The organism is Paenibacillus sp. FSL H7-0442, from assembly GCF_038593105.1.
Lineage (GTDB): Bacteria > Bacillota > Bacilli > Paenibacillales > Paenibacillaceae > Paenibacillus > Paenibacillus polymyxa_D.
Window position 1 is genome coordinate 1,345,851 of the sequence record NZ_CP151963.1, and the last position, 25,204, is coordinate 1,371,054.

General features: G+C 48.6%; 23 protein-coding genes. 20 read left to right on the top strand and 3 right to left on the bottom strand.

Annotated features, from left to right (window positions below):
- The first annotated feature begins 32 nt into the window (after positions 1–32).
- The 11 genes from MHH57_RS06075 to MHH57_RS06125 all read left to right on the top strand — a co-directional run bounded on the left by MHH57_RS06075 (position 33) and on the right by MHH57_RS06125 (position 12,773).
- A complete protein-coding gene (locus MHH57_RS06075; RefSeq protein WP_029516210.1) occupies positions 33–1,376 on the top strand; it encodes a flippase in 1,344 nt (447 codons plus the stop codon).
- Entirely contained in the window at positions 1,363–2,625 is a 1,263-nt protein-coding gene (locus MHH57_RS06080) for a hypothetical protein (RefSeq protein ID WP_029516211.1), read from the top strand. The genes MHH57_RS06075 and MHH57_RS06080 overlap by 14 nt, the downstream gene beginning before the upstream one ends.
- A 752-nt stretch (positions 2,626–3,377) precedes the next feature.
- The gene (locus MHH57_RS06085; protein ID WP_029516212.1) at positions 3,378–4,610 is read left to right on the top strand and encodes a glycosyltransferase family 4 protein; all 1,233 of its coding nucleotides are present in this window, start codon (positions 3,378–3,380) and stop codon (positions 4,608–4,610) included.
- Positions 4,607–5,848 (top strand): glycosyltransferase family 4 protein, encoded by a 1,242-nt coding sequence (locus MHH57_RS06090; protein WP_069011097.1) that lies wholly within the window; start codon positions 4,607–4,609, stop codon positions 5,846–5,848. Before MHH57_RS06085 ends, MHH57_RS06090 begins: the two co-directional genes overlap by 4 nt.
- Entirely contained in the window at positions 5,826–6,635 is an 810-nt protein-coding gene (locus MHH57_RS06095) for a WecB/TagA/CpsF family glycosyltransferase (protein ID WP_069011098.1), read from the top strand. The genes MHH57_RS06090 and MHH57_RS06095 overlap by 23 nt, the downstream gene beginning before the upstream one ends.
- Positions 6,636–6,686: 51 nt before the next feature.
- Positions 6,687–8,027, top strand: coding sequence for a UDP-glucose/GDP-mannose dehydrogenase family protein (locus MHH57_RS06100; RefSeq protein WP_165144669.1), 1,341 nt, complete (start codon positions 6,687–6,689; stop codon positions 8,025–8,027).
- A gap of 14 nt (positions 8,028–8,041) precedes the next feature.
- Complete coding sequence (locus MHH57_RS06105) at positions 8,042–9,019, top strand: LCP family protein (RefSeq protein ID WP_342434951.1); 978 nt, start codon at positions 8,042–8,044, stop codon at positions 9,017–9,019.
- A gap of 131 nt (positions 9,020–9,150) precedes the next feature.
- Positions 9,151–9,642 carry a hypothetical protein gene (locus MHH57_RS06110; protein WP_029516217.1) on the top strand — a complete coding sequence of 164 codons (492 nt, stop codon included), beginning with the start codon at positions 9,151–9,153 and terminating at the stop codon, positions 9,640–9,642.
- Between the two features lie 108 nt (positions 9,643–9,750).
- Positions 9,751–10,671, top strand: coding sequence for an ABC transporter ATP-binding protein (locus MHH57_RS06115; protein ID WP_029516218.1), 921 nt, complete (start codon positions 9,751–9,753; stop codon positions 10,669–10,671).
- Complete coding sequence (locus MHH57_RS06120) at positions 10,664–11,446, top strand: ABC transporter permease subunit (RefSeq protein ID WP_029516219.1); 783 nt, start codon at positions 10,664–10,666, stop codon at positions 11,444–11,446. Before MHH57_RS06115 ends, MHH57_RS06120 begins: the two co-directional genes overlap by 8 nt.
- Positions 11,447–11,687: 241 nt before the next feature.
- Positions 11,688–12,773: an AI-2E family transporter gene (locus tag MHH57_RS06125; RefSeq protein WP_029516220.1), complete on the top strand. Its 1,086-nt coding sequence runs from the start codon at positions 11,688–11,690 to the stop codon at positions 12,771–12,773.
- 39 nt (positions 12,774–12,812) lie between these two features.
- Here the strand turns inward: MHH57_RS06125 and MHH57_RS06130 are convergent, their stop codons facing one another.
- A complete protein-coding gene (locus MHH57_RS06130) occupies positions 12,813–13,274 on the bottom strand; it encodes a polymer-forming cytoskeletal protein (protein WP_318626969.1) in 462 nt (153 codons plus the stop codon).
- A gap of 45 nt (positions 13,275–13,319) precedes the next feature.
- Complete coding sequence (locus tag MHH57_RS06135; RefSeq protein ID WP_029516222.1) at positions 13,320–14,351, bottom strand: M23 family metallopeptidase; 1,032 nt, start codon at positions 14,349–14,351, stop codon at positions 13,320–13,322.
- Positions 14,352–14,498: 147 nt separating this feature from the next.
- Here MHH57_RS06135 and cls point away from each other — a divergent pair, with 147 nt between their 5' ends.
- Together cls and MHH57_RS06145 are read left to right on the top strand one after the other, a co-directional pair.
- Positions 14,499–15,929, top strand: coding sequence for a cardiolipin synthase (gene cls / locus MHH57_RS06140; RefSeq protein ID WP_069011100.1), 1,431 nt, complete (start codon positions 14,499–14,501; stop codon positions 15,927–15,929).
- A 192-nt stretch (positions 15,930–16,121) separates the two neighbouring features.
- The gene (locus tag MHH57_RS06145; RefSeq protein WP_029516224.1) at positions 16,122–17,066 is read left to right on the top strand and encodes a YitT family protein; all 945 of its coding nucleotides are present in this window, start codon (positions 16,122–16,124) and stop codon (positions 17,064–17,066) included.
- 69 nt (positions 17,067–17,135) lie between these two features.
- On the opposite strand, the gene ligD is transcribed toward MHH57_RS06145, so the two are convergent.
- On the bottom strand, positions 17,136–18,038 hold the full coding sequence (gene ligD / locus MHH57_RS06150) for a non-homologous end-joining DNA ligase (RefSeq protein ID WP_029516225.1): 903 nt from the start codon (positions 18,036–18,038) through the stop codon (positions 17,136–17,138).
- Positions 18,039–18,251: 213 nt separating this feature from the next.
- On the opposite strand from ligD, the gene MHH57_RS06155 reads away from it, so the two are divergent.
- From MHH57_RS06155 to MHH57_RS06185, 7 genes are all read left to right on the top strand, one after another.
- Positions 18,252–19,520 carry a sulfotransferase gene (locus MHH57_RS06155; RefSeq protein WP_342434952.1) on the top strand — a complete coding sequence of 423 codons (1,269 nt, stop codon included), beginning with the start codon at positions 18,252–18,254 and terminating at the stop codon, positions 19,518–19,520.
- Positions 19,517–21,442, top strand: a complete 1,926-nt coding sequence (locus MHH57_RS06160; RefSeq protein ID WP_342434953.1) for an asparagine synthase-related protein — start codon at positions 19,517–19,519, stop codon at positions 21,440–21,442. The genes MHH57_RS06155 and MHH57_RS06160 overlap by 4 nt, the downstream gene beginning before the upstream one ends.
- A 52-nt stretch (positions 21,443–21,494) precedes the next feature.
- Entirely contained in the window at positions 21,495–21,623 is a 129-nt protein-coding gene (locus tag MHH57_RS06165) for a paeninodin family lasso peptide (RefSeq protein ID WP_134902123.1), read from the top strand.
- Between the two features lie 199 nt (positions 21,624–21,822).
- Entirely contained in the window at positions 21,823–22,866 is a 1,044-nt protein-coding gene (locus MHH57_RS06170; RefSeq protein WP_342434954.1) for a serine kinase, read from the top strand.
- Positions 22,853–23,155, top strand: coding sequence for a lasso peptide biosynthesis PqqD family chaperone (locus MHH57_RS06175; protein WP_029516229.1), 303 nt, complete (start codon positions 22,853–22,855; stop codon positions 23,153–23,155). The genes MHH57_RS06170 and MHH57_RS06175 overlap by 14 nt, the downstream gene beginning before the upstream one ends.
- Before the next feature lies 1 nt (position 23,156).
- Positions 23,157–23,642 carry a lasso peptide biosynthesis B2 protein gene (locus MHH57_RS06180; protein WP_029516230.1) on the top strand — a complete coding sequence of 162 codons (486 nt, stop codon included), beginning with the start codon at positions 23,157–23,159 and terminating at the stop codon, positions 23,640–23,642.
- A gap of 28 nt (positions 23,643–23,670) precedes the next feature.
- Positions 23,671–25,164, top strand: coding sequence for a nucleotidyltransferase family protein (locus MHH57_RS06185; RefSeq protein ID WP_165144699.1), 1,494 nt, complete (start codon positions 23,671–23,673; stop codon positions 25,162–25,164).
- Positions 25,165–25,204 lie beyond the last annotated feature (40 nt).

The window sequence follows — 25,204 nt, forward strand, 5'->3', positions numbered from 1 at the left end:
GCAAGGTCATTTTTCAAGATGGAGTAAAACCTATGACATTAGTCGAAAAACGCGCCAAACCGCGCAGAAGTTTGCTGGTGAATACATCCTGGCTGTTCGGTGACAAAATGATTCGCATGGTGTTCGGCCTGGCAGTCAGCATCATCATGGCGAGAGTGTTGGGACCAGAGGAACTGGGAAAGTGGAATTATGCGGAATCCTTTTTCGGGATGTTTCTGATTTTTACGACCCTTGGCTTTGATTCTATATTAGTACGCGATCTTGTCAAAGACCCCAAGGATGAGCATGAGCTATTGGGTACGGCGGTTCTGTTGAAATTGTTAGGTACTCTGATAGCCATTGTACTGTCCTATTCCTTCATTTCACTACTCAGACCGGAAGACAGTTCGGTGCGGTTGATCAATCTGATCTTGGCTACGGCCTCGGTATTTCAATTGTTTGATATCATCGACTACTGGTTTCGTGCGCAGATGCTGTCCAAATACACGGTTGTTGCCAAGAATACCGCTTTTGTTCTCGGCTCCACTGTCAAAATCATTCTGTTGTTATCGGGTGTTCCGATATGGATGGTGGCGTTGTGTGCTCATGGAGAGTTTCTGTTGGGAAGCCTACTGCTGCTGTATTTCTTCCGTAAGGAAGGACGACGCGTGAACCAATGGACGTTCCGTTTAGCCACAGCTCGGCGAATCATGAATCACAGCTGGCCGCTTATACTGTCATCCTCCGCTGTATATGTACAGGCACGGATCGACCAAGTCATTATCGGTGAACTGCTGGGAAACGCTGCGGTTGGGCAATACTCCGTTGCACTCCGACTCATCGAAGTGTTGGGCTTCATTCCGGTCGTTCTGACAACGGCTTATGCTCCGGTGGTGACGCGTTCCAAGCAGAAAGGAAGCGACGAGTACAGACAGACATTGTCCAAGGTGTATCGGCTGATGTTTATATGCTTTCTTGTGACCTCGATACCTTTATTTTTTCTATCCCAATGGGTAGTGGTTGTGCTGTATGGGAGAGAATTTACCGAAGCAGGTTCGCTGTTGTCTCTATTCGCGATTCGTCTGTTTTTCACCAACTTCAGTGTTGCTAAAAGCTTGTTTATTACCAATGAAAATTTGTTCAGATACACGCTGCTGACCTCGGTGGTGGGGGCGGTCACGAATATCGCTTTCAATTACGCGCTAATCCCGTTGCTTGGTGTCCGAGGGTCGTTAGTGGCGACGATTTTGTCCTTTACGATATCTGTATTTCTATTAGATTTGTTGTTTAAGGAAGTTAAATCTAATTTGGGTTGGATGATGAAGTCCATCCTGACCTTCTGGCGTGTTCATATTACAGTACCGAAAGTTGGAGAGAACAATCATGATACCCATTAAACCGTTTGTTCGGCATGAGGAACAGTGCCCGCATTGTGGAGGTAAGGTACGTGGTGGAGAGGTGCTGTGGCAGGGAATCCATGTATGTGTCAGCACTGTGTGTGAGGGGTGCGGACGCGAGTATCTTGAGGACATGAGGGTCGGTCATGCCACGTATTCACCTTATCGTGTAGAAATGCCTGACTATATTCTGACCGGTGATGCGAAGTCGAGAAAATGGCTCGGAGAACCTTTGCGACAATCGTTGATGAATCCTTCCTATGACTTAGCAGTCGGCATGACCGTGCATAAAATGAAAGCTTCTACACGTGTAATCATCGTCAACACAATGGATTATTTGTATGGTCATGCTTTGCTCAAGCTGCTCAATGTGCAACGCGAATACGAGCAATCGCCGGACCTGGGCATCATCGTCATTGTGCAAAAGTCGCTGGAGTGGATGGTGCCAGCATATGTGTCTGAAATTTGGACGGTTGATGTGCCGTTCAGCAGGGCACGAAACTTTTATCCTGTACTACATCATCGGATGATTGAGGAACTGATGCGTTTTGATGAGGTGTATGTCAGCCCGGCGTATTCACATCCCAATCAGTTTGATATTGAGCAGTTTACAGGTGTCTCCCGTTATAACGAGGATCGTGAACCGGAGCCGCGCATTACCTTCGTATGGAGGGAAGACCGCTTGTGGAGCGGCAGCCATCATATCGCAAGAGCGGTACAGAAATTTCCGCAGCTCAAACGTGGGCTAAAACCGCTAATTTATCATCAGCGCAGTAAAATCATACGGCTGTTCCGCAGGCTGAGAGAAAGCTTCCCGGATCATCGCTTTACAGTCGCTGGACTTGGGCGTACCGGGAGCTTCCCGGCATGGATTTCTGATGAGCGTGTCACACGCTTCGACCGGGAAAGTGAGCTGCGGGTCTGCAAGGTATATGCAGCCAGCCGATTAGTGATCGGCATCCACGGCTCTAATATGCTGCTGCCCTCTGCGCATGCCGGTATGACCATTGATTTGATGCCCAAGGACCGATGGGGGAATTACGCTCAGGATATTTTATTTCACGAAACCGACCATCGGCTTACAGCCTACAAATACCGCTTTGTGCCGATGGAATCGAGTGTAACTCTAGTGGCAGATATGGCAGCTGCCCAGCTCAAAGGGGCAGATCATTTTAATATGCAGATGACGGAGGAGAGGCAACGGGAACATTCAAGTTGGAGGGGGGAGGCCGCTTCGGGACGGATTTGATCCTGGAGCGACTTTTGTGGATGGAAGTCCGCTGCGGGACGGATTTGATCTTCCGATCGCTGTTGACGAGGGATTCCCTAGATTGAATAGGCCCTGTAAAAGGGCGGAATCCCTCGTCAAAGGCGAACGCTGCCGCTTCTCCAGATTCAAATCCTTACCCTCCGCTACCCACCGCCGCCAAAAAGAATTTCCCCCAGCCTATTGGGTGGGGAAGGTAAAAGCCGCCTGGTGATAGCTTCGCCCTATCGCCTAGAACTTCTATGCCGGGCATGCATCCCGGCGTAATTAATGCTCTGTACAGTTCTCTGTCAGGGTGACAGGGTCCGGTGGATAACAATCTGGACAGGCGACAGTCTAGCCATAGTTAAGGCATCTTGGTCAGCTAGCGGTAGTAGTTCCATGTTGTTTTGTGAGCTTGCCATAACCGTACCAAGCTCACAAGCTGTTCGACGAGGTCAGCGCCCTGCATGCATTTGCTCGCGTATCCACGCAGCGAGGGCACTTCATACCCAGCATTCCCTTTTTTTAAATGGGGTGACTTTATGGACACGGTGGTCAGCAGCGGAGCGGTCCATTTGAATCTGAAGAAGCGCTAGCGTTCGCCTTTGCAGTGGGATTCCTACCTCGGAATGTTTTATATATCCAGGAATCCCACTGCAACAGCGATCGGAAGATCAAATGGAACGCGCAGCGTTCTCTGAACCCTCCGTGCTCCATAACTCACTCAATATGAAATGGCAGGAGCCCTGATGATGATTCGAAAAATATTGTATCTCCGCAATTTTGCCAGCAAGGTGAACGGGGACTCATACAATTTACAGGAAGTCGGTTTGGGCAAAGCACTCGTTCGAAAAGGCTATGATTGCGACATTGTTTACTACAACGATCGTAAGGAAACCCATCTGGAACAGGTCTACCGTCACGAAGGATGCACCTTGCGTATTATCTGGCTCCACGGGTTTAAGTTCCTAAGCAACAGCATCTACAGAGATGTTCTCAAAGATTCTTTTCTGGATGCTTATAGTCTGGTCATTACTACAGAATACAACCAGATCATGACCTATCTGCTTTCCCGTAAATGTCCTGATAAGCTGGCGTTGTATCACGGCCCATACCGAGATAACACGCACGCGCTGATCCGCAAACTGTACGATATTATGCTGCTGCCGAAGGTAGCAAAATCTCTACGCCGTACCTATGTCAAATCCGATCTTGCCAAGCGCTATTTGGAGAATAAAGGTTTTGACAACGTGGTTACGATTGGAGTCGGATTGGATCGCAGTAAAGTAGAGAGAGCATCCGACAGTGACACCAGTAATAAAAGTGACAACATAAGCGGAGAGCGTGAGGAAAACCGTGAGGTCGCGAATGAGCTACGTCGAATCGGAGATCGTCCGGTGCTTTTGTATGTTGGTGTACTGGAGGAACGGAGAAATATACGTTTTATGCTGAGTACGTTCAAAAGGGTACTCCAAAAGCATCCTAGCTGTCTTTTGTTAATGGTCGGGGATGGACGGAAGACGGACACAGACCGCTATTGGACATATGCTCATGAACTGGGAATAACGGACAGTATTATACATTTTTCAAGAGTGGAGCAACGTCATCTGTGGCAAGTTTACGGAGCGGCGGATGTGATGCTGTTTCCGACCCAATACGATATTTTTGGTATGGTGCTGCTGGAAAGCATGCTGTTTCGCGTTCCGATTATCTCTTCGGTAAACGGGGGCTCGGTTACCTTGATTGAGGACGGAGTGAGCGGAGTGATGCTGAGAAGCTTTTCAGAAGAGGAATGGTCTGGTCGAATAGACGATTTGCTGGATAATGCTGAGCTGAGACGAAGTATGGCGGAGAAGGCCTTCCTTACGGTCGAGCGTATGTCGTGGGATCGCATTGCGGATGAAATCGTAAGCCATCAAGGGATCAAGCCCAGAAGTTCGAACCACGCTATGCAATCAACGCAGGAAAGAGGGGCAACCACGTGAGCCAACAGGTCAGCAGACAGATGAGCCCTCCTGTGAGCAAGGTGCTGATCATCCATAACTTTTATCAGCAAAGCGGGGGAGAAGACAAGGTTGTCGAGCAAGAATCAGCTATGCTGCGTTCCAGAGGAATAGAGACAGAGCATTACTATGTGCACAACGACAGCATTCAAAGCAGAGGGCTAGCGAACATGGCAAAGCTGGCGGTAGAGGCGGCATGGTCTCTGCCGGAATTCAAAAGAATCAAGAAGCTGCTTTTACAGGTGAAGCCAGATGTGGTACATGTGCATAATTTTTTTCCGGTTATATCCCCTTCGGTCTATCATGCTTGTGAACGGCTGGGGATTCCGGTTGTCCAGACACTGCATAATTACAGGCTGATTTGTCCGGCGGCAACCTTTATGCGAGGGAATAAGGTTTGTGAAAAATGTCTGCACGGCACGCTGCTGCATTCCATCCGTCATGGATGCTATCGAGGTTCACAGCTTCAGACGATTCCGGTAGCGGCGATGATTAAGTTCAACGATCTGATCGGCACATGGCAGCACAAGGTAAGTCGCTATATCGCGCTGACAGAGTTTGCACGGGACAAATTTGCCGAAAGCGGTATTCCACTGGATCGTATCGCGGTAAAGCCAAATTTTGTCCATCATAAAACAGTGAAAACCCAATATGACCCGAATGATCGTTATTTATTGTTCGTGGGACGGATTTCAGCTGAAAAAGGGGTTCGCAATCTGCTGCAAGCTTGGTCACAGTTGGAAGATCGGGGGGGATTGAGACTGGTCATCATTGGAGATGGTCCGGAAAAGGCTGAATTGACCGCTGCTTATCCACAGGAAGATGTTCGGTTTCTCGGTAAGCAGGATGGAGACACGGTACTGGATTGCATGAGCCGGGCCATGTATGTCATGGTGCCTTCCATTTGGTATGAAGGATTTCCCATGACCATTGTAGAGTCTTTTTCTGTTGGAACTCCGGTATTATGCAGCCGGCTCGGCGCACTGGAGGAAGTCGTGGAGGACGGGGTGACGGGTTTCCATTTTCAACATGATGATTTGGAAAATATAAAGACCGTGATTCACCGCGCAGTAGCCTATGAAAACTATGCAGCTATGAGACAGAAGGTGTCGGAAAACTACGCTGCACGCTATACGGAAGAAGTGAATGTGAAGCAGCTGATGGCGATATATAGCGAGGCGATGGAGGAGCGTGATTATGAAGCAGCTGCCCCAATATAGAGTTGGAAGGATTGCGGATGCAGATATTGCAGCACTTACGTTTCAGGAGACGGTACACACGCTGGAACAATGGGCAGCCGAACGAAAGGACGGCTATGTATGTATTTGCAACACGCATTCCATTGTCACAGCCGGGAATCATGCTGAGTTCCACAAAGCGCTCACTCAAGCCGATTTGTGTACTCCGGATGGTATGCCGTTGGTATGGGCGCTTAAGCTATACGGATTTGAGCGTCAGGATCGGGTAGATGGTCCCAGCCTGATGCTCAAGTTGTGCGAACGTGCGCCACAGACGAAGGTGAGTATATATTTTTACGGCAGTACGCCGGATACGCTGGATAGCTTAAAAGAGAGAGTAGAACAAGATTACCCTGGAATCTGCATCGCGGGCAGCTTTTCACCGCCATTTCGTGAGCTTCACCCAGATGAGGAGGAGCGGATCATTGATGAAATCAATGCGTCCGGCGCGCATATCATATTCGTCAGCTTAGGCTGCCCGAAGCAGGAAATATGGATGCATCGAAACAAAGACCGCATCCGTGGCGTGATGATTGGAGTAGGGGCGGCCTTTGACTATATCACTGGAAAGGTTCGCAGACCGCCGCTAGCGGTACAAAAGCTGGGGCTGGAGTGGCTGTATCGTCTGATCTGCGAACCGAAGCGATTATGGAAGAGGTATGCCTACAACAATCCGATATATGTATACCGTTTTCTAAAATCTTATCGGCAAAACAAACGGCTTACGCTTTATCAAAATCGGCTTGCAGGAAGAGATATAGAGAAGTGAAGTCGGTAATAGCAGGATGCAATGAGACAGCATGTAAAAGGGGGAGTTGCTTTGAAGCTATGTGTAATAGGTGCGGGGTATGTGGGGCTGGTGTCGGGGGTCTGTTTTGCCGCACTCGGGAATACCGTCGTCTGTGTAGATCAGAATGAGGACAAAATTCTTCAGCTGCGTGCAGGTGGGGTGCCGATTTATGAACCGGGATTAAAGGCTCTAATTAAAGATAATGTAGAACAAGGCCGACTAAGCTTTACAACAGATACGGCAGCTTCGGTAGAGGCGGCTGAAATTGTTATTTTGGCGGTCGGCACGCCTTCACTGCCGGGCGGGGAAGCGAACCTGTCCTATATTGAAGAAGCAGCCTGCGAGGTGGCAGACGCCATGAATGGCTACAAAGTCATTGTCACCAAAAGCACGGTGCCTGTCGGAACGAACGAACGCATTCAAAATTGGATTGCGAGCCGCACAAACTATTCTTTTGGTGTGGCTTCGGTTCCTGAATTTTTGCGCGAAGGTTCAGCAGTCATAGACACCCTACAGCCAGATCGAATCATCATCGGAGCTTCCGATCCGCATGTGTCCGCTGTGCTGACTACACTGCACGAGCCGTTGACGACAAATATCGTAACCACAGATATCCGTTCGGCGGAGATGATCAAGTATGCGTCGAATGCTTTTTTGGCGACCAAAATTTCGTTTATTAATGAGATTGCAAATATTTGCGAAAAGGTGGGCGCAGACGTTACACGTGTGGCACACGGTATGGGGCTGGATCAGCGGATCGGCTCCTCCTTTTTGTCTGCAGGTATCGGCTATGGGGGTTCCTGTTTCCCAAAGGATACACAAGCTCTAATCCAAATTGCAGGCAACGTGGACTATGAATTCAAGCTGCTGAAATCTGTGGTGGAAGTGAATCAGGGTCAACGCTTTAACGTGATTCGTAAGCTGAAAGAGGCGCTGGGTGATCTGGAAGGAGCAACGATTGGTATATGGGGACTGGCCTTTAAACCGAATACAGATGACGTAAGAGATGCCCCGGCGCTGGATATTATGCAGTCGCTGCTGGAGGCAGGGGCGCAAATCCGTGCATATGACCCGATCGCTACCGCTAACTTCCGCAGACTGCTGGACAGCTCGGAAGTAACGTGGGCAGATAGCGCACGGGAAGCAGCAGAGGGATGCGACGCACTGTGTCTATTGACGGAATGGGAGGAGTTTGGTGAAATCGGGCTGGGTGAGCTGAATGAGCTTATGAAGTATCCTATTATGATCGATGGACGCAATGTGTATAGCGAGGAGCAAATCAGACAATCCGTCTTTGCATACTATTCTGTCGGTAGGCCACAGATGAACAATCTGGATGTAGATCGTCATCAGTCTGTAGTAAATCCGTAAAGGGGAGGCTGCATATGAAACGGTGGCTGAAGATAACATTGGGGGCTGCGGCGTTATTGGTCATAGGGGCTACTGCCTACACCGCTTATGTGTATCATTCTTTTAAAACAGCGGCGAATGCGATGTATCATCCGCGCAGCATCGTGCAGCCTGGGGCGGTTTCTACCCTTGCAACGGGCGGAGCAGGGCGATCCGTAGATACAGACTCTGGATCAATTACACCCAATCCGGCAGCCATCTCCCAGTTCAAGCCGTTCACCGTGCTGGTGCTGGGCGTAGATCGGCGGTCTCACGATCCAGGACGATCGGATACGATGATCGTCTTGTCTGTTAACCCTGCCGAAGGCTCTATGTTGATGTTCAACATTCCGCGTGATACGCGAACAGAGTTGATCGGTAGGGGGCGTGAGGACAAAATCAATCACGCTTTTGCTTTTGGGGGCGTGGATATGTCGATCCGTACGGTAGAACATTTTTTGAACTATCCGATAGATTACTATGTACAGATGAACATGGAAGGGTTTGCGAAAATGGTGGACCTTGTGGGGGGAGTCGAGGTTCATAATCCACTTGATTTTCAATATGAGGGTCATCATTTTGCACAGGGTAATTTGAACTTGAGCGGGGCTGAGGCGTTGGCCTACGCCCGTATGCGTTTCGATGATCCACGTGGGGATCTCGGAAGAAATGCTCGCCAGCGGGAGCTACTCAAGCAAATTCTTGCCCAGTCCATCAGCAAGGAAGGGCTGTTGAGGGTAAAACCGATACTGGAGGCAGCGGGGGAGCAGATTCGCACAGACATTACCTTTGACGATATGACCACCTTCCTGACCCGGATTGGTCCGTCCCTCAAGCAGACGGATACCGTTGAACTGAAGGGACATGGGCGTAAAATCAACGGCGTGTATTATTACATAGTGGATGAACAGGAACGCCAGCGTATCCATGGAGTGCTGGAGAAGCATAGGCTTACCACTGCCGTATCGCCTTAGGTAAGCCTTATGTAGGCGGGTGCCCTGTTGGGAGGTCACCCGTTATTTTCTTCTAAAGTCTTCTAAAAAAGGCTTGTCCCACATACATCTGTAGAGAATTCGGTATAGTCCAACAGAGGGAGGGGCAATGTGTGCTGTTTAGAAGGAGAGCGGCTTCGGCGTTCGTTCGTAAGCTATTATATTTTGCCATCATAGGTGGATTGTTATGGCTGCTGTGGCTGGGTCTGCGTGGGGTGATGTCTACAGGCGAGGGCGATCAAGCGGTAGAAGCACTAAACGAGTTCTACACGATGGAGCAATCGGGAAATTTCGGAGGTTCATGGGAGCTTTTTCATTCGCAAATAAAAAAGAAATTCGAGAAATCTACGTATGTACAGCAGCGTGCGCACGTTTTTATGCAGGATATGGGGACGGATACGTTCACGTTTGAACTGGGGGAGCCGCAGACTGAATATGACATTCGTACGGATCAGAATGGAGAAGAGTTAGGGAAAGTTTACCGTATTACGGTCACTCAGCATTACAAGACCCGATTCGGTAATTTTGATATCGTACAGCCTTGTTATGTGACGCAGGAAGATGAGAAATGGCGGGTGCTTTGGATATACAAGGACAAGGAATAGAGGTTGCGAGGTGTTTCTAAAAGGTTAAATATGGTACAATACTTCCAAAACCGGAAATGTACAGTAAATGGATAACAGCTTCACACCGGATGGAAGGAGTTTCATAGCATGCAGCAAGCGACAGGACAGGTTCCCGTCATACGTATGGAGGGTGTGAGTAAAATCATTTCCTCCAAAGCGATCGTGGATGATCTGACGCTGGAGGTTCCGGCGGGGCAGGTATTTGGTTTCCTTGGACCCAATGGTGCGGGAAAAACGACAACCATCCGTATGATGGTTGGCCTGATTTCGATCAGCAAGGGCGATATTCATATTTGTGGAGACAGCATTAATACTGATTTTGAAAAGGCCGTTTCCCATGTCGGCGCGATTGTTGAGAACCCGGAGATGTACAAGTTTTTGACAGGCTATCAAAATTTGCAGCATTTTGCGCGAATGTCTCCTGGGGTGACCCAAGAACGCGTGGATGAAGCGATTCGTTTGGTGGGACTCGGAAACCGGATTCACGATAAAGTAAAAACCTATTCGCTCGGGATGCGACAGCGACTTGGAGTAGCTCAGGCGATTTTGCATCGACCGAAGCTGCTTGTGCTGGACGAGCCGACCAATGGTTTGGACCCGCAGGGTATTCGTGAACTGCGGGATTATTTGCGTCAATTGACCCGTACGGAGGGAATTACCGTATTCGTATCAAGTCATTTGTTGTCCGAGATGGAGCTGATGTGCGACCGTGTAGCCATTATTCAGAGCGGACGGCTGGTTGATATCAAGCAACTGAAGAACACAGGGGAGGAAGTGCAGACGGCGGAAATTGCTTTTGAGGTAAATGATGCCGAACAAGCCTATGCGCTTGCTGGAGCAGGACGCGTTGAAGGTAATCAATTGCTGCTTCACCTGGAGCGGGAACAGATCGCAGAGATGAACAGCCTGCTGGCTGCAAACGGAATTAAAGTATATGCGATTCGCCCGGTTGCCCGTACGCTGGAAGATCAATTTTTGGAAGTGACGGGAGGCGGGTTCATTGGGTGATTTCTTCAAGCTGGTACATAACGAAAATCTGAAAATTTACCTGCGTGTGCGCACATGGATTATGCTGGGGTTGCTGGCGGTCATCACTGCTGCGATTCCGATGCTGATCTCCCTGGTTTCCGATCAGGTCAGTGTGTGGGATGGGATTGCGTTGACGACGTTGTTTACGTTTTTCCTCAATACGACGTTTACGGTCATTGTAGCTGCTGATTCGGTGGCTGGTGAATTTACTTGGGGAACGATTAAGCTGCTGCTCATCCGACCTTGGACTCGCAGCAAAATATTGTTGTCCAAGTATATATCCGTGATTTTGTTCAGTTTGCTCGGAACGATCATTTTGATCTTGATGGTTACGCTGTCCTCATGGCTGATGTTATCCAAGGATGCACCAGCGGGTTCTGTTCCGCTGTTCAGTGATCCGATATCTTACGTAACGTTGAACTTCTTGTATAGCTATATTGCCTTGTTCGTGACGATGGCCTTTGCTTTTATGCTGTCCGCTGTTTTCCGTTCCAGTGCCTTGGCGATTGGGCTGTCGCTGTTCATGATGTTCACCAAAACAATCTATAACTCTATTGGCTTGTTCAGCACAGATCGTTTTGAATGGACCAAATACGTACTATTTACGCATATGGATCTGAAAAAATATCTAGATATGCCGCCGGGTACGGTAAGTTCCAGTCTAACCTTTTCGCTCACCGTGCTGGCCGCTTATTATGTGATTTTTATCGCCATTGCCTGGGTGGTTTTCGTAAAACGGGATGTTTCAACCTAAATCGCAGTGTCTTAGAGTTACACAAAGGACGTTCAAATGCTCAGCATTTGGACGTCCTTTTATTATTTCAGGATTTTGCAAAATCCTCATTTAACACTGTTTTATCCAGTATCTATGTCATTTTTGTTACATATTCTGCGTGCAGGGGTATATTGTAATCTATTTTCAGCAAGAATCAATCAATAGGGTCATTTTGCGTTTAAAGAGGTAGAGAGAAATAGAACAGAGGGGGCCGCATGGTATGCTGCAAAATAATCGTTTTTTTCGTGTAACTACAGGTATCGTCATGCTATTACTCATCATTTACTTGGGCACCAAAGTAAGTTTTATATTTAGTCCTCTCGTATCCTTGGTCAGCTTGCTGGTGGTACCGTTAATGCTATCTTTTTTCCTCTATTATTTATTAAGGCCGATTGTGGATGTAATGGAACGGAGAAAAATCAAACGATCGATCTCCATCTTGCTGATTTATTTGGTCATTGGAGTGTTATTGTTTGTTTTCTCATGGGGTGTGTGGCCTACGCTGCGTGATCAAGTAACCAATTTATTTGAAAATGCGCCGAAGCTCATTAAAAGTCTGGTTGATCAATTGAGCCAATGGCGGCATAATCAATCCTTGAGACAAGTGCTGCCTCCGGGTGAAGACCCGCTGTCACAACTGTCAGATACGTTGAACGAAGCCTTTTCGACGCTATCTGATTATTCGGTAAAGCTGGTATCGTTCGTGTCCTACTTTTTTATCGTATTGGCTACCTTTCCCATATTGCTCTATTACATGCTGAAGGAAGGGAGCAAGTTTGGCCCTAAAATGCTAAACTTCTTTCCTAAAAAATATCACAAGGACGCATTGGAGGTTATGGAAGATATCGATAGTGCACTCAGCAGCTTTATCGTCAGTCGGGTGCTGATCAATGTCGCGTTGGGTGTGATGATGTTCCTTGGATTTTTGATTATTGGTTTGCCTTATGCCTTGCTGCTCGCCGTTATTTCGATTTTCCTTAATTTTATTCCCTATGTGGGGGCAGTGGCTGCTTCTATACCCGTGGTTATTATTGGATTTCTCGAATCACCTTCGATGGCGCTCTGGTCGCTGGTCGTGGTGATTGCTGCACAGCAAATTCAGGATAATTGGCTGTCACCTATAGTTTTTGGTAAACAGCTGGATATTCATCCGTTGACTGTCGTTATTTTACTGTTAGTTGGTGGCGACCTGCTCGGGATTCTGGGTATCATTTTGGTGATTCCATTGTATATGTGCGGAAAAATCGTCATACGCAAGGTATACCAATTATTTTTGGAACGCAGAGTGGAGGATATTATGGAATGAATGGAGAATGCACTGGATTTAAAGGAGTATATACTGACTTTACCCTGCTTCGGATTGCAGAGCGGCTTGGCTGTCCTCCCTGTCTTTGCTGAAACTAGATTGGGTTTCGTCGTTTGGCTCATCCGTAGAAGTTGACAACTCTACATCCTTTGTTCGGTTCATTTGACTTGTGCCGTCCAGTACACCGCCTTCAGAAATGACCAATGCAGCGGTCGCGGTATTTCCGTACAGCTCACCTGTCGGCGTAATGGTCAGTCGTCCTTCTGTAGTAATGCTGCCGAACACCTTACCGGCAAGAATGACGTCTTGTGCGAAGATGTCCGAACGTACAACAGCAGATTCTCCAATGACGACAGTACGAGTGCTACGGATATCGCCCTGAAAATGACCGTCAATCCGAATATTGGCCTCTGCTTCAACTGTACCTTCAAAGCTGGTGCCATTAGCGAGCAGTGTATCCATAGCTGGGGTGGAGAGCTTTTTTTTGGATTCCTTAAACATGATGGTTTTCCCCCAATCTTTTATTGTGAAAATTTTGCAAAATCCTCATTGTACATACAGTAATGGATCGACAGGTTGGTTATGCTTGACGATCTGAAAATGAAGATGAGGTCCTGTGCTTCTCCCGGTACTTCCCAGCAGACCGATGGTCTGTCCTTTGTGGACACGATCTCCTGGAGCCACCTGCATGCCGCTCAGGTGCATATACCAGCTCTGGAGTCCGTCAGGATGCTGGATGATGATGCACTTGCCGCGGGCTCCACTAGAAGCAGCCTCCAAGACGGTGCCTGCTCCTGCTGCATAGACAGGATCACCGGTTTGTCCGGCAATGTCCACGCCTGAATGAAAGGCAGATCTACCCGTAAAAGGGTCGCTGCGATAGCCGAAGCTGGAGGTCATTCGCCGTGAACCTACAGGCCAAACGGAGGGTTTCCCTTGCACGGCAAGAGCCAGCCTACGAGTCTGGAGTAACTGTGCGGCTTGTTTGCGCTCCAGATTTTGCTGGACGGCATTTGCTTGCTGAATAGAGCGAGGAACCGTACGTTCCACCGTGTCCAACAGAGATTCGATCTCCTGAAAATCATCCATTGCCTGGCGAGTTAGGAAGGCAGTATTTTCATGTACTGCGATCAGCTCACCCCCAATATGGCCGGAAGCATCCCAGGAGAGCGGAGTCATGGTCTTTTTATGGTTACTTGTGGCAGATGAGTTTCCGTGTTTACGAATGAATTGTTGCATTTGCTGTTCCAGCTCTGTTACGCGCTGAAGGCGTTCACGAATATGGGTGGCTTGATTTGTCAGCTCCATGACTTCCTGCCGTAGTCGCCCAATGGCTGCATCCTTGTCCGCTACCGTGACCTCCATCTGCAAACTCTGGACAGCAAGATTCGTTTCCATTTGGGAAATAATATGGGAAGAACGGATTTGCAGCCCGATCACGAGCGTAGAGATAGACGCGATCACAAGAGTCGGGACGAGAATGACAGCGGCTGTAGAGCATTGTAGCTGCTTGGGCGGTTGCTGTGCATCCCGAATAACAAGCAGGGTCATCCGGCGATTTAGGCTTCCTTTTTTCATAATCGCTCCTTTCCGGACATCGCTCCTATAGTGCTTGGTTACTATCTATTCAGCTTAAGAGGCAAACATGTCAAAAAAAATTGGAGCTTAGTATAAAACGTAGATGAGGATTTTGCAAAATCCTGAGATATATAAGGAGGCTTAGACATGCTGTGGTTGCTGTTGGTTTTAATTGTTTTTATTTTTCAGACCGGGACGATTCTGCTCTTTGAATTTCGCAAGCCGTCCAAAGCGGTAGCCTGGCTTTTTATTTTGTTTTGCTTCCCGCTCATTGGCTTTGTCGTGTACTACTTTGTTGCACAGGATTATCAGAAGCGTAAAGTGGTTCGAAAAGGGGGATCGCAGCTGTTTCGTGAATTCCGCGAGCGTCTATGGGCGCAATCCAAGGTCATTGAACATGTGGAGCAAATGCATAATCCTCATTTCAAACATCAGGAGCGCCTGTTTAACCAGTTAATTCGTATGTCGGAAAACCCGTTGACTGGATGTAACCGCACACGTGTGCTGACGAACGGTGAAGAAGCCTTCGAGGCCATGCTGGCAGCGATGGAACATGCGCAACATCATATCCATGTGGAGTTTTACATATTTCGGGCCGACGAAATCGGAAGAAAGTTTCAAGAGGTCATGATCCGCAAGGCACGTGAGGGAGTAAAAGTACGATTCGTTGTAGACGGTGTGGGGAGCTACAATTTACCCTATTCCTTTATTCGCACCTGTAGTGAGGCGGGAGTGGAATTCCATTATTTTCTACCTCCGTTTTTCGCCACACTGGACCGCCGGATTAACTATCGCAATCACAGGAAGATCGTGGTGGTAGATGGCATGGTTGGATTTGTAGGAGGGATTAATGTAGGCGACGATTATCTCGGAAAATACCCCAAAGTAGGATTTTGGAGGGATACGCATTTGCAGATTGAAGGAGATAGCGTCTATTTTCTACAAAATGCGTTTCTTAGTGACTGGAAGCTGGCCTCAGGGGAGAGACTGATGGATGTGAATTTATTTCCTCCACATACCTGTACCGGGGATGAGGAAGTACAGATTTTGAGCAGCGGTCCCGATCAGGTATGGGATACGATTCAGGAAATGTGCTTTGGGGCGCTCACAGTTGCCAAAAAGCGGATTTGGATTACGACGCCGTATTTTATTCCCGATCCGGGCATTTATGAGGCGCTCAAGCTGGCGGCAGTCAGTGGCGTAGATGTGAAAATTATTATTCCCTATCAGTCCGATTCGAAGTTAGTTCATTTGGCGTCTCTGTCCTATGTACAGGAACTGCTGGAGGCAGGGGTGGAGTTCTACCAATATCGAAAAGGATTTATTCATGCCAAAGTGGTGATTGTCGATGATTTACTCGGCTCGGTCGGGACCGCCAATATGGACATGCGCAGCTTTTTCTATAATTTTGAGTTGACCGCTGTAGTTTTTGCTAATTCAGCGCTGGAACGGCTTTCGGCAGATTTTGTAGAGGACATTTCCAACTCCTCACGCATAGATTTAAACGTGTTCCGCAGACGGCCTAGATCTCAGAAAACAGCTGAAATTCTAACTCGCATGCTCTCTCCACTCCTATAAAGGCGATTTTCGCCGTTTTTATCGCTATAATCCCGCTTTATTGTGATTTATGTGCTCTTTGCTAACTTTTTTGCGCGAAATCACAGTTTTGTGATATACTATTTATATAAATAGCGCGGTAAAGAATAGGGGACTGCGGATAGCAGCCCCTTTTTTGTCCAATATATCATACTGTAACGGGGGGATTTATATATGAGTGTAGTGAGCAAGGAAGTCCAAAGTTTATCTGAGATTACAGATGTGACCGGAGAGTTGACCAAGATCAGCAAAATTCCAGCTAATCCGAAGAACAAAGTAAAACGCCTGTTTCAGCGTGCAGCCATGATTGTAGTTGGTGCAGCTCTGATGGCAGTGGGATTGGAAATATTTCTGGTTCCTAACGGCGTTATTGACGGAGGCGTTACAGGTATTTCCATTATGGCCTCCAAGATTACTGGCTATCCGCTCGGTATTTTCCTGACCCTGTTGAACCTTCCATTTTTACTTATCGGCTACAAACAAATTGGTAAAACCTTCGCTTTATCCACATTATTCGGTATCGTCGTTATGTCCATTGGAACCGCGTTACTTCACAATGTAAGTGCGTTGACTCCTGGTGAACCGCTGCTCGGCGCTATTTTTGGGGGCGTCATTCTCGGTGTTGGGGTGGGTCTTGTGATTCGGTCTGGCGGTTCGCTGGATGGAACAGAGATCGTAGCTATTCTCGTCAGTGAAAAAACTCCTTTTTCGGTCGGTGAGATCGTACTGTTCGTTAACATATTCATTCTGGGAAGTGCAGGTTTTGTGTTCGGTTGGCCAAATGCCCTGTATTCCATGATTGCTTATTATATCGCCATGAAAATGATTGATATTACGATTGAAGGTCTGGATCAGTCCAAATCGGTCTGGATTATTAGTGACAAATACCGTGATATCGGGGATGCCCTGACGGATCGTCTTGGACGGGGCGTAACTTATTTGGAAGGTGAAGGTGGCTTTACGGGCGAAAGCAAGAAAGTGATTTTCGTCGTCATCACCCGACTGGAGGAAGCGAAGCTGAAGAGCATCGTTGAAGATTGGGACCCGCACGCTTTCGTTGCGATCGGTAACATTCACGATGTGAAGGGCGGACGCTTTAAGAAAAAAGGAATACACTAGCGCAAGGGGACAATTTCTCAGCCTAATGGCTGCGGGGTTCGTCCCCTTTTTTATTCTTCCAAGCATGGATCAGGTTCGGTGTGCCTTGGTGCGCATATGCTTGAGGACGTCTTCTACGGGCTGGGGAGGAACCTTGTCGATCAAGTCGCCTACCTGGTTTAGTCGTTCCTCAATATTCAGCAAATGGTAGTCAAGTGGTGATACATCTTGCCGTACCTCTTCCCATGTTAGCGGAGTGGAGACCGTAGCGCCGGGGCGTGCCCGCGGGGTATAAGGAGCGGCCAGAGTTTTCCCCTGATAATGCTGCAAATAATCAAAATAGATGGCTGTTCCACGATCCTTCTTTAACCTTTCGAGTGTGAACAGATGCGGGTGCTTTTCTGTCACAAACTGTCCGACTAATAGCCCGATGCTGCGAAGTTCGTCGAAGGTTATGCCTGTACGGATCGGAACGATAATTTGTACACCTGTGGCCCCGGATGTTTTGGGGACGGAGTCCAAACCAAGCGAAGCCAGTACTTCACCGACAATAGAGGCTGCCTCCATAATACGTGGCTCCACCTCTCTGGATGGATCAAGGTCAATCATCCATTCACAGGGCAGCTTGTTTCCCGCTTCGTGCAGAGAGGGGTGGAATTCCAACGCAGCTTGATTACCAAGCCAGAGGAGTTGTGGCAATTTGCCGAGCACGATATATTCAATGCCATCATGCAGGGCGGTTTCAATATAGTCCGGCCGAGGACGTGGGGCATTTTTCTGATAAAAAAAATCACCGTGAATCCCATGTGGCCAGCGGATGACGGTCAGCAGACGATGATGACAATATTTGAGCAGGAAGGGAGCCAGTACCGCGAGCTTGCGAAGATACAGCGCCTTAGTCACGCCTGCTTCAGGCCACAGCGGTTTATCCGGGTTGGTGATAGGAATTTCCTGACCTTCAATGGTAATAGTACCTTTAACAGCTTGTCCCATTGTGCTATCCTCCTTTGGCTAATATGCAGCAAAATCTTTATTTACAGGCTGATTGTTAAGCTTTTAGATCTACATAGGGTTTAACATGAACGTGAAGTGCTGAATTTATCCATCAAAAGGATTGACAAGATACATTATGTATCATAAATTTATAATAAAAATACGATATGTATCTATTAAAGTGTCTTGAGCAGAGGTAGAGGAGGAGTTTGCTTGATTGAAAAGCAAGGCGGAGGGCTGGTATTCCTGTTAAGTGTCCCTCGGAGTGGAAGCTCGTTGCTTACCGCCATTTTGCAAAACCATTCCCGCCTGTTTGCCACGCAGGAAATGTGGTTTCTGCTCAGTTTATATGATCTTCCGCAGTCACATACACGCCCATATGGAGGAACAGGGATACTCCGGCAATTTTTTAAAGGTATGGTCCCCTCCGACGTATTGGAGCAGGCCTCCCGTTCGTATGCACTTGAAATATATAATGGTTTGCTTCAAGGTACAACAGCAGATATGCTTATCGACAAATCCCCGCGTTACTATACGGTGCTGGAATTTATAGACCGTTTATTCCCTGCTGCCCGCAGGTTGTGGCTTATCCGAAACCCTTTGGCCATTGTGGCCTCATTCAAAAAGGTCAATCAGCTACGGAACGGACGTTTTCAACTACTGGAGGAACTGGGGAGTCCGCATTTTAATATGAAAATGACGGATATTACGGTTGGTTTGTTCCGTTATACTCATTATTTTGCTACACCTCATCCACTTGCATACCCGCTTAGATATGAACAGCTCGTATCCAATCCAACGATGGAGATCGAGAAACTGTGCAGTTTTTTGGGAATCCATTATGAAGCGGGGATGGAAAAGTACGGAGATTTCGCGGATACGCCCAAATCCAGTCTTTTTTATAGTATGGGAGCGGGCGATCCATTCGTAGGAGAGCATGAACAGGCGCATCAGGATTCGGTACATAGCTGGCAACATGTGTTGAGTAAAAGGGAAATTGAGCTGTATTGCAGAAGCATTGGGTCCCGCATGTTTAAGCAACTTGGTTACGCGGAAGCGCTGGAGCAGGCTGAACAGATGACTGGAGTTCGCTTTGAAGATGAGCCAGATATGGAGCTGCTGAGTCGACGTACACAACAATTCCTCCAGCAAAGCGGCTTTGAATGGAAGGCAGCTTATCGGATGCTGGAAGAACAGGATACAGATAACAGAGAACTCGTGACAAATGCAACCCGTCATACTGCACCTCAAGATCCCGCAAGGATGCATGTGGACCAGAGCGTGAACGATCGACGGATCCAATCACTGGAAAACAGATTGGCACATAGCTATGAGGAGCGGAACCGTCTTATCGCTCAGCTTCAAAGCTATCAACGCCCACATCAAGGTCTCCGATCTCGCAGCCTCTTGGCCCGTAAACTCAGGTACTTGGCGTCTGTAGCATTATCAAGTATAGGAAAAGAAAAAGGGGGAAGAACGTGAGTGCGATTGCCGGAATCTATAGCTTTGGGCATGAGTCTGTATGCACCGAAGAAGGCGGGAAAATGATGCAGGCCCTGCGGAAATATCCCGCTGACCGCGTATGCGCTTGGTGTGAAGGCTCTATTTTTTTGGGTTGTCATGCCCAGTATGTGACCCCGGAATCTGTTCATGAGCGTCTTCCCTTTTATGATGAGCTAAGAGATTTGGCAATCACGGCGGATGCGATTATTGACAATCGTTCCGAGCTGTTTGAACGGCTGGGAGTTGAGCAGGAACGGCGGCAAGATATCACGGACAGCGAGCTGATTTTGCTGGCATATGACAAATGGGGAGTGGAGGCAGCCAGTTATCTTATAGGTGATTTTGCCTTTGTCATTTGGGATGCCAAGGAATATCGATTATATGGTGCTCGAGATATGACAGGCCATCGTACGCTGTACATCTACCAACATGACCGAGGATTCGCGTTTAGCACGGTAGTCGCTCCGTTTTTGGCCCTGTCCTCTCTGCGAAAAGAACTGCATGAACCGTGGCTGGCCGAATTTTTGTCCATCCGCACCATGCAGGAATCCGTCGATATCGGGACGACCGCCTACAAGCATATCAACCAGCTTCCTCCTGCACATTGGTTCACTATGGAGGAGGGGAAGCGAACCCTTCATAAATATGCATGCCTGGATGAGGTAGAGCCACTGCGGCTCAAAACAGGAGGTGAGTACATAGAAGCTTTCCACGAGGTGTTCACACAGGCGGTCACTGCCCGATTACGGACGCATCGCGCTGTAGGGGCTGCCTTGAGCGGAGGGCTGGATTCCGGAGCGGTTGCCAGCTTTGCCGCGCCAGCGCTGCACTTGCAACAAAAGCCGCTACATGCCTACAGCTATGTGCCTGTTCAAGATTTTACAGACTGGACACCGCCTACATTGCTGGCGAACGAACGAAGCTACATTCATTCTACGGCTCGCTATGTGGGCAACATTCACGAGAACTATATGGATTTTGAGGGAAAAAGTCCGTTTTCAGAAATTGATATTTGGCTGGATTTGATGGAGGCTCCCTACAAATATTTTGAAAACTCCTTCTGGATCAGAGGTTTTTATGAAAAAGCGCAGGAACACAATGTCGGTGTACTGTTGACCGGGGCACGAGGCAATTTTTCCGTATCGTGGGGCCCTGCACTGGACTATTATGCCCGTCAGTTTCGTCATTTGCACTGGTTGCAATCCTTTCAGGGATTGAGGCGGTACAGCAAGCTTACGGGCAGGCGTATGTCTCATCTACTCCCCGTGATGTTGAAGAAAGCGACTTCACTTGAACCTCGTTTATGGCTGCGGCGTGGCCATAGCAGTCCCGTTCCTTCACTGATTCACCCAGAGTTTGCCCAACGGATGAATGTAGAAGATATTCCTGTATTGAGCGGAACAGGTTGGATGAAAAATGCCGATCAGACGAGAAAAGAGAAGTTCTCAAATTTGGCGATTGCCAACAAAAATGGTGTGGTCGCGACCAAACTTTCACTACGTTACGGCCTATGGGAACGTGATCCGACCGGGGACAGCCGGGTAATTCGCTTTTGCTTATCGGTGCCTTTTGAGCAGTATGTACAAAACGGTCGGGACCGTGCCCTCATTCGTACGGCCATGCGTGATCATCTACCTGATGATGTTCGGTTGAACCAGCGGGTACGCGGCGTGCAGCCTGCAGATTGGCTACATCGTATGCTTCCTTGTTGGGATACGTTTATGGGGGAGCTTCAACTGATGTGTCATGATTTACGAGCCGCCGAATATCTCAATATTGAGTTTATTAAGACGGCTATGGCAAAACTTCACCACCCCGGCCCTGAGCAGGCGTCTGATCCGAATATAAGACTACTCATGCATAGCCTGATTGTGTACCGTTTTCTCTGTAGATTCAACTGATCGAATCTGTTCGGTCAGACAGTTCGCCATTCGTTGGAGGGGAGGTGATGAAATGAGTAAAAAAGAATGGCAGGAACCGACGATAGAGGTGCTGGATATTAGCCAGACTATGGCGGGTAAAGGCTGGAGACAGATTGATTGGGTGTCCGACCACGATGCCGATATCTATAATCCAAGCTAATAGATGGTTATACATGTTATACATGCAGCCAATGTTGGACTGGAAGCCAGACAACTGGGCCGATAACGATTGAATGAACGAAAATAGCATGATCCATTGGACTCGTATTCAATATACAGCCGTCTTTATTTCTTTCGGGTTAGAGGTGTTGCCCAAGAAATAAAGACGGGATTTTTAAAGACAGAGGAGTGAGTCCTACGTGCATGACAGGAGTGCAAATGTCAGTTGGACGAAATATACGGCCTTTGGACTCAGGATTGCGAGTGAGCTGAATCTGCCTGAGCTGATGCTGGCAGCACCAGGAGTGGTAGAGGATGTAGTCATTCGACAGGCTGATTTGACTGCATGGAGTGGTCAGCTGGAGCAGGCCAATTTTGTGATGCTGGATGAGCGATTTATGTTCCGAATACCGGGCACGGCCATTTATGCCGTCAGGGAAGGCAAGGAGATCGAGGTAAGTATATTCTCTGGGGCTGATCCTGACACCGTGCGGCTGTTTGTGCTGGGTACATGCATGGGTGTTCTGCTGATGCAAAGACGAATATTACCTATTCACGGAAGTGCGGTCGTCATCGGGGGGAGGGCCTACGCATTTGTGGGTGAATCGGGTACGGGGAAATCGACATTGGCTGCTGTTTTTAGGCAGGCAGGTTATCAGATGGTTAGTGATGACGTGATTGCTATAAAAGCTACGGGTTCCTCTGCCATTGTGTATCCAGCTTATCCGCAGCAAAAGCTGGGGCTTGAAAGCTTGCTCCAACTGGAGGCTTTACGGGAGAACAAGCATGTACGCAAAAGAAAGCACATACAGTCCCTAACTGACGACAATTCTGTAATGCCACAATACACAGATCTGCGTACGCTTGCAGGTGAGCTGAATAAATATGCCGTACCCGCTGTAGATGATTTTTATAACGATCCGCTGCCCTTAGGGGGCGTATTCGAGCTGGTGGCAGATTCTCCAACCCGTGCGTTGATGCGCGAAGGGGAGCTAGTGTCGGTTACGGAACAGCCCTTGAACGTTCTGGAGTGCTTGCATACATTACTACAACATACATATCGCAGGGTGATTATTCCGCGAATGGGTTTGAGTGAATGGTCGTTTGATACAGCGGCTAGGATGGCTCGGAAAGTGGAGGGCTGGCGCTTGCTGAGGGATAGTTCCGTCTTTACTGCGTCCGAGGTTGTACAACGGGTACTTGAACTCATTCGTAAGGAGGAAAAGAGTTATGGCAGCCACTAATCCAGCTAAGGATCATTATCGCGTCATTTACAATGAAGAGGTCTACGTCAGTGATATGGACGGAGAAAAAGTGATGATGAGCATTAACACTGGTAAATATTACAATTTAGGCTACACAGGAGGACGAATCTGGGAACTGGCAGAATCCGGTCCTTCACTTGGCGATATCGTAACTGTCCTGACGAACGAATATGAGGTGGACGAGGAACAGTGCAGACAGCAGGTACATACCTTTGTGGCTGAGTTGGAGCGGGAAGGACTGTTAAAGCTTCTACGGGAGCCGGTATAACATGCGGATACAACGGCTTCTTCTCCTGTCTCCAGAAGTCAGAAGATTGTTGCCGGAAGCCTGGCTGGAGCTGGGATGGGCGAGGCTGCGCCAGCGTCGTTCTTTTTGGGATTACTCAAGGGCTTGGGGCATACGTATGGAAGAAACCCCATGGCAGTGTGACGTTGGGCAAGAGAAGTCCATTCAGCAGATTTCACACGCTGTAGAGCTGGCAAGCAGTTATACTCCTTGGCGTAGTAGTTGTCTTGTACAAGCCGCTGCGGCGATGACGTTGCTGGGGCGCAGGAAACTGGACTGCACGCTGTATCTGGGTACAGCCAAAAATGCCGCTGGACGCTTGGCTGCACATGCATGGGTACGTAGCGGACCGATTTATGTTACGGGGAAACGGGAGATGGAAGCATTTACGGTGGTGGGGATATTCGGAAGACGTGCTGTGATGGATACAAATAAGAATATGGAAGATAAAAGTAGTTCTTTACTTTAATGCGATGAGACACGAAGGAGAAGAATGCATGCCCACCAAGTCTGTTTTGGAACTTGCGAATTGGAATGAGGATCAAGAATTAACGTTGTTACTCTCTCTATTGGGGAAGGACGTTATTCATTGGCAGGATACGACTGCTGCTACCCAGCTGCGTGAGATGGATTGGGTCCGCTTTTTACGTCTGACCGAGCACCATCGAGTGGTACCTACGGTGTATCTCCAGCTAAAAACATTGAATCATCCATTCATTCCCGCAGAATTGTTGCGAAACCTTCAGGCGCAATATCATCGAAACACGCTTCGCATGCTCCATCTTCAAGCAGAAGCCGAGCGTCTGACCAGGCTGCTCATAGCTCATGGAATTCGTGTGCTTATGTTGAAGGGGCCTGCTCTGGCGCAGCAATTATACGGGGATGTTTCTCTGCGTACTTCCAAGGACATAGACTTACTCATTGCCCCTGACGATATGGATGAGGCTGAGCATTGGATGCAGGAAGCTGGATATTCGTCCAAGAGCGGAGAAGTGCGTGTCCTTGGCAGTTGGAAATGGAAGGACCATCATGCATCCTATTTACATCCGCAAAAACGGGTAGAGATAGAGTTGCATTGGCGGCTTCACCCGGATGGGGGTGGGGAACCCTCTTTTAACGAGCTGTGGAACTGCCGGAAAAAGGGCAAAGCTGCAGGAGCCATTCGGCAGGTACCGTTGGGATCTGCCGACAACAGGACTGTGATGACGTCCTGTATGTATACGCTTGGCAGCGAGCATCAATTTCTGTACTTGAGTGCGCATGGTGCGCGTCACGGTTGGTTCAGGCTGCGCTGGCTGGTTGACATCGACAGGCTTGCGATATGTGCTGTCGATTGGGAGGCGCTACTGCCGATGATGCGCCGCTACGGGGGCCTGCCTGCTGGCGGGCAGGCTTGGGCACTCGCCGCTGCGCTGTTGGGTACGCCGATACCGGAGCCGATGCGTCCGGTATCGGCTACCCGGCAGGCGCATAGGCTCGCGCTGAGCGCGCTGGCCTTCATGCAGGCCAGCGTACCCGCACTGTACCCGATCACCCACGGGTCGGGTACAGGTAGGCTTGCTCCATCAGAGCTGCTGCACAGCAGAGCCTTGGCGGAGCAAGCGGAGGCCGCCCCTCCAGGTGGCGGTCCTTCAGTATGCAGTACCTCTGGCGAAGCAGCCATGCTTGCCACCCGTGGCGTTACTAGCATCACGGAAGATGCCAGTAACGACGATCATAGCCCGATGAGCACCGCTACCAGTTGTGCCCCGATGACTCCAGCTGCTGCCTCCAGCCAAGTCATGACCAAAAACAGGGCTGTCTATCAGCCGGTCAGCCGCACTTACTTGCTTTCCTTAAAAGAGCCAAGACACAGACTATGGTATCTCATCAGCCGTTTGTTTCCTTCTACGGGCGATTCGAGCGTTTTTCCATTGCCTCGTCAGCTGCATTTTTTGTATATCCCTTTACGTCCATTTCTCTGGCTGAAGCGGCGATTTTCAAAGCACTGACTCGATAGAGGATTTTGTGAAAATCCAATAAGCGGCTTTT

Excerpts from the sequence above, each read along its gene's own strand:
- MHH57_RS06075 (WP_029516210.1), top strand. The coding sequence starts at position 33 with ATGACATTAGTCGAAAAACGCGCCAAACCGCGCAGAAGTTTGCTGGTG.
- MHH57_RS06080 (WP_029516211.1), top strand. The coding sequence starts at position 1,363 with ATGATACCCATTAAACCGTTTGTTCGGCATGAGGAACAGTGCCCGCAT.
- MHH57_RS06085 (WP_029516212.1), top strand. The coding sequence starts at position 3,378 with ATGATTCGAAAAATATTGTATCTCCGCAATTTTGCCAGCAAGGTGAAC.
- MHH57_RS06095 (WP_069011098.1), top strand. The coding sequence starts at position 5,826 with ATGAAGCAGCTGCCCCAATATAGAGTTGGAAGGATTGCGGATGCAGAT.
- MHH57_RS06105 (WP_342434951.1), top strand. The coding sequence starts at position 8,042 with ATGAAACGGTGGCTGAAGATAACATTGGGGGCTGCGGCGTTATTGGTC.
- MHH57_RS06115 (WP_029516218.1), top strand. The coding sequence starts at position 9,751 with ATGCAGCAAGCGACAGGACAGGTTCCCGTCATACGTATGGAGGGTGTG.
- MHH57_RS06125 (WP_029516220.1), top strand. The coding sequence starts at position 11,688 with ATGCTGCAAAATAATCGTTTTTTTCGTGTAACTACAGGTATCGTCATG.
- MHH57_RS06130 (WP_318626969.1), bottom strand. The coding sequence starts at position 13,274 with ATGTTTAAGGAATCCAAAAAAAAGCTCTCCACCCCAGCTATGGATACA.
- MHH57_RS06135 (WP_029516222.1), bottom strand. The coding sequence starts at position 14,351 with ATGAAAAAAGGAAGCCTAAATCGCCGGATGACCCTGCTTGTTATTCGG.
- cls (WP_069011100.1), top strand. The coding sequence starts at position 14,499 with ATGCTGTGGTTGCTGTTGGTTTTAATTGTTTTTATTTTTCAGACCGGG.
- MHH57_RS06145 (WP_029516224.1), top strand. The coding sequence starts at position 16,122 with ATGAGTGTAGTGAGCAAGGAAGTCCAAAGTTTATCTGAGATTACAGAT.
- ligD (WP_029516225.1), bottom strand. The coding sequence starts at position 18,038 with ATGGGACAAGCTGTTAAAGGTACTATTACCATTGAAGGTCAGGAAATT.
- MHH57_RS06165 (WP_134902123.1), top strand. The coding sequence starts at position 21,495 with ATGAGTAAAAAAGAATGGCAGGAACCGACGATAGAGGTGCTGGATATT.
- MHH57_RS06175 (WP_029516229.1), top strand. The coding sequence starts at position 22,853 with ATGGCAGCCACTAATCCAGCTAAGGATCATTATCGCGTCATTTACAAT.
- MHH57_RS06180 (WP_029516230.1), top strand. The coding sequence starts at position 23,157 with ATGCGGATACAACGGCTTCTTCTCCTGTCTCCAGAAGTCAGAAGATTG.
- MHH57_RS06185 (WP_165144699.1), top strand. The coding sequence starts at position 23,671 with ATGCCCACCAAGTCTGTTTTGGAACTTGCGAATTGGAATGAGGATCAA.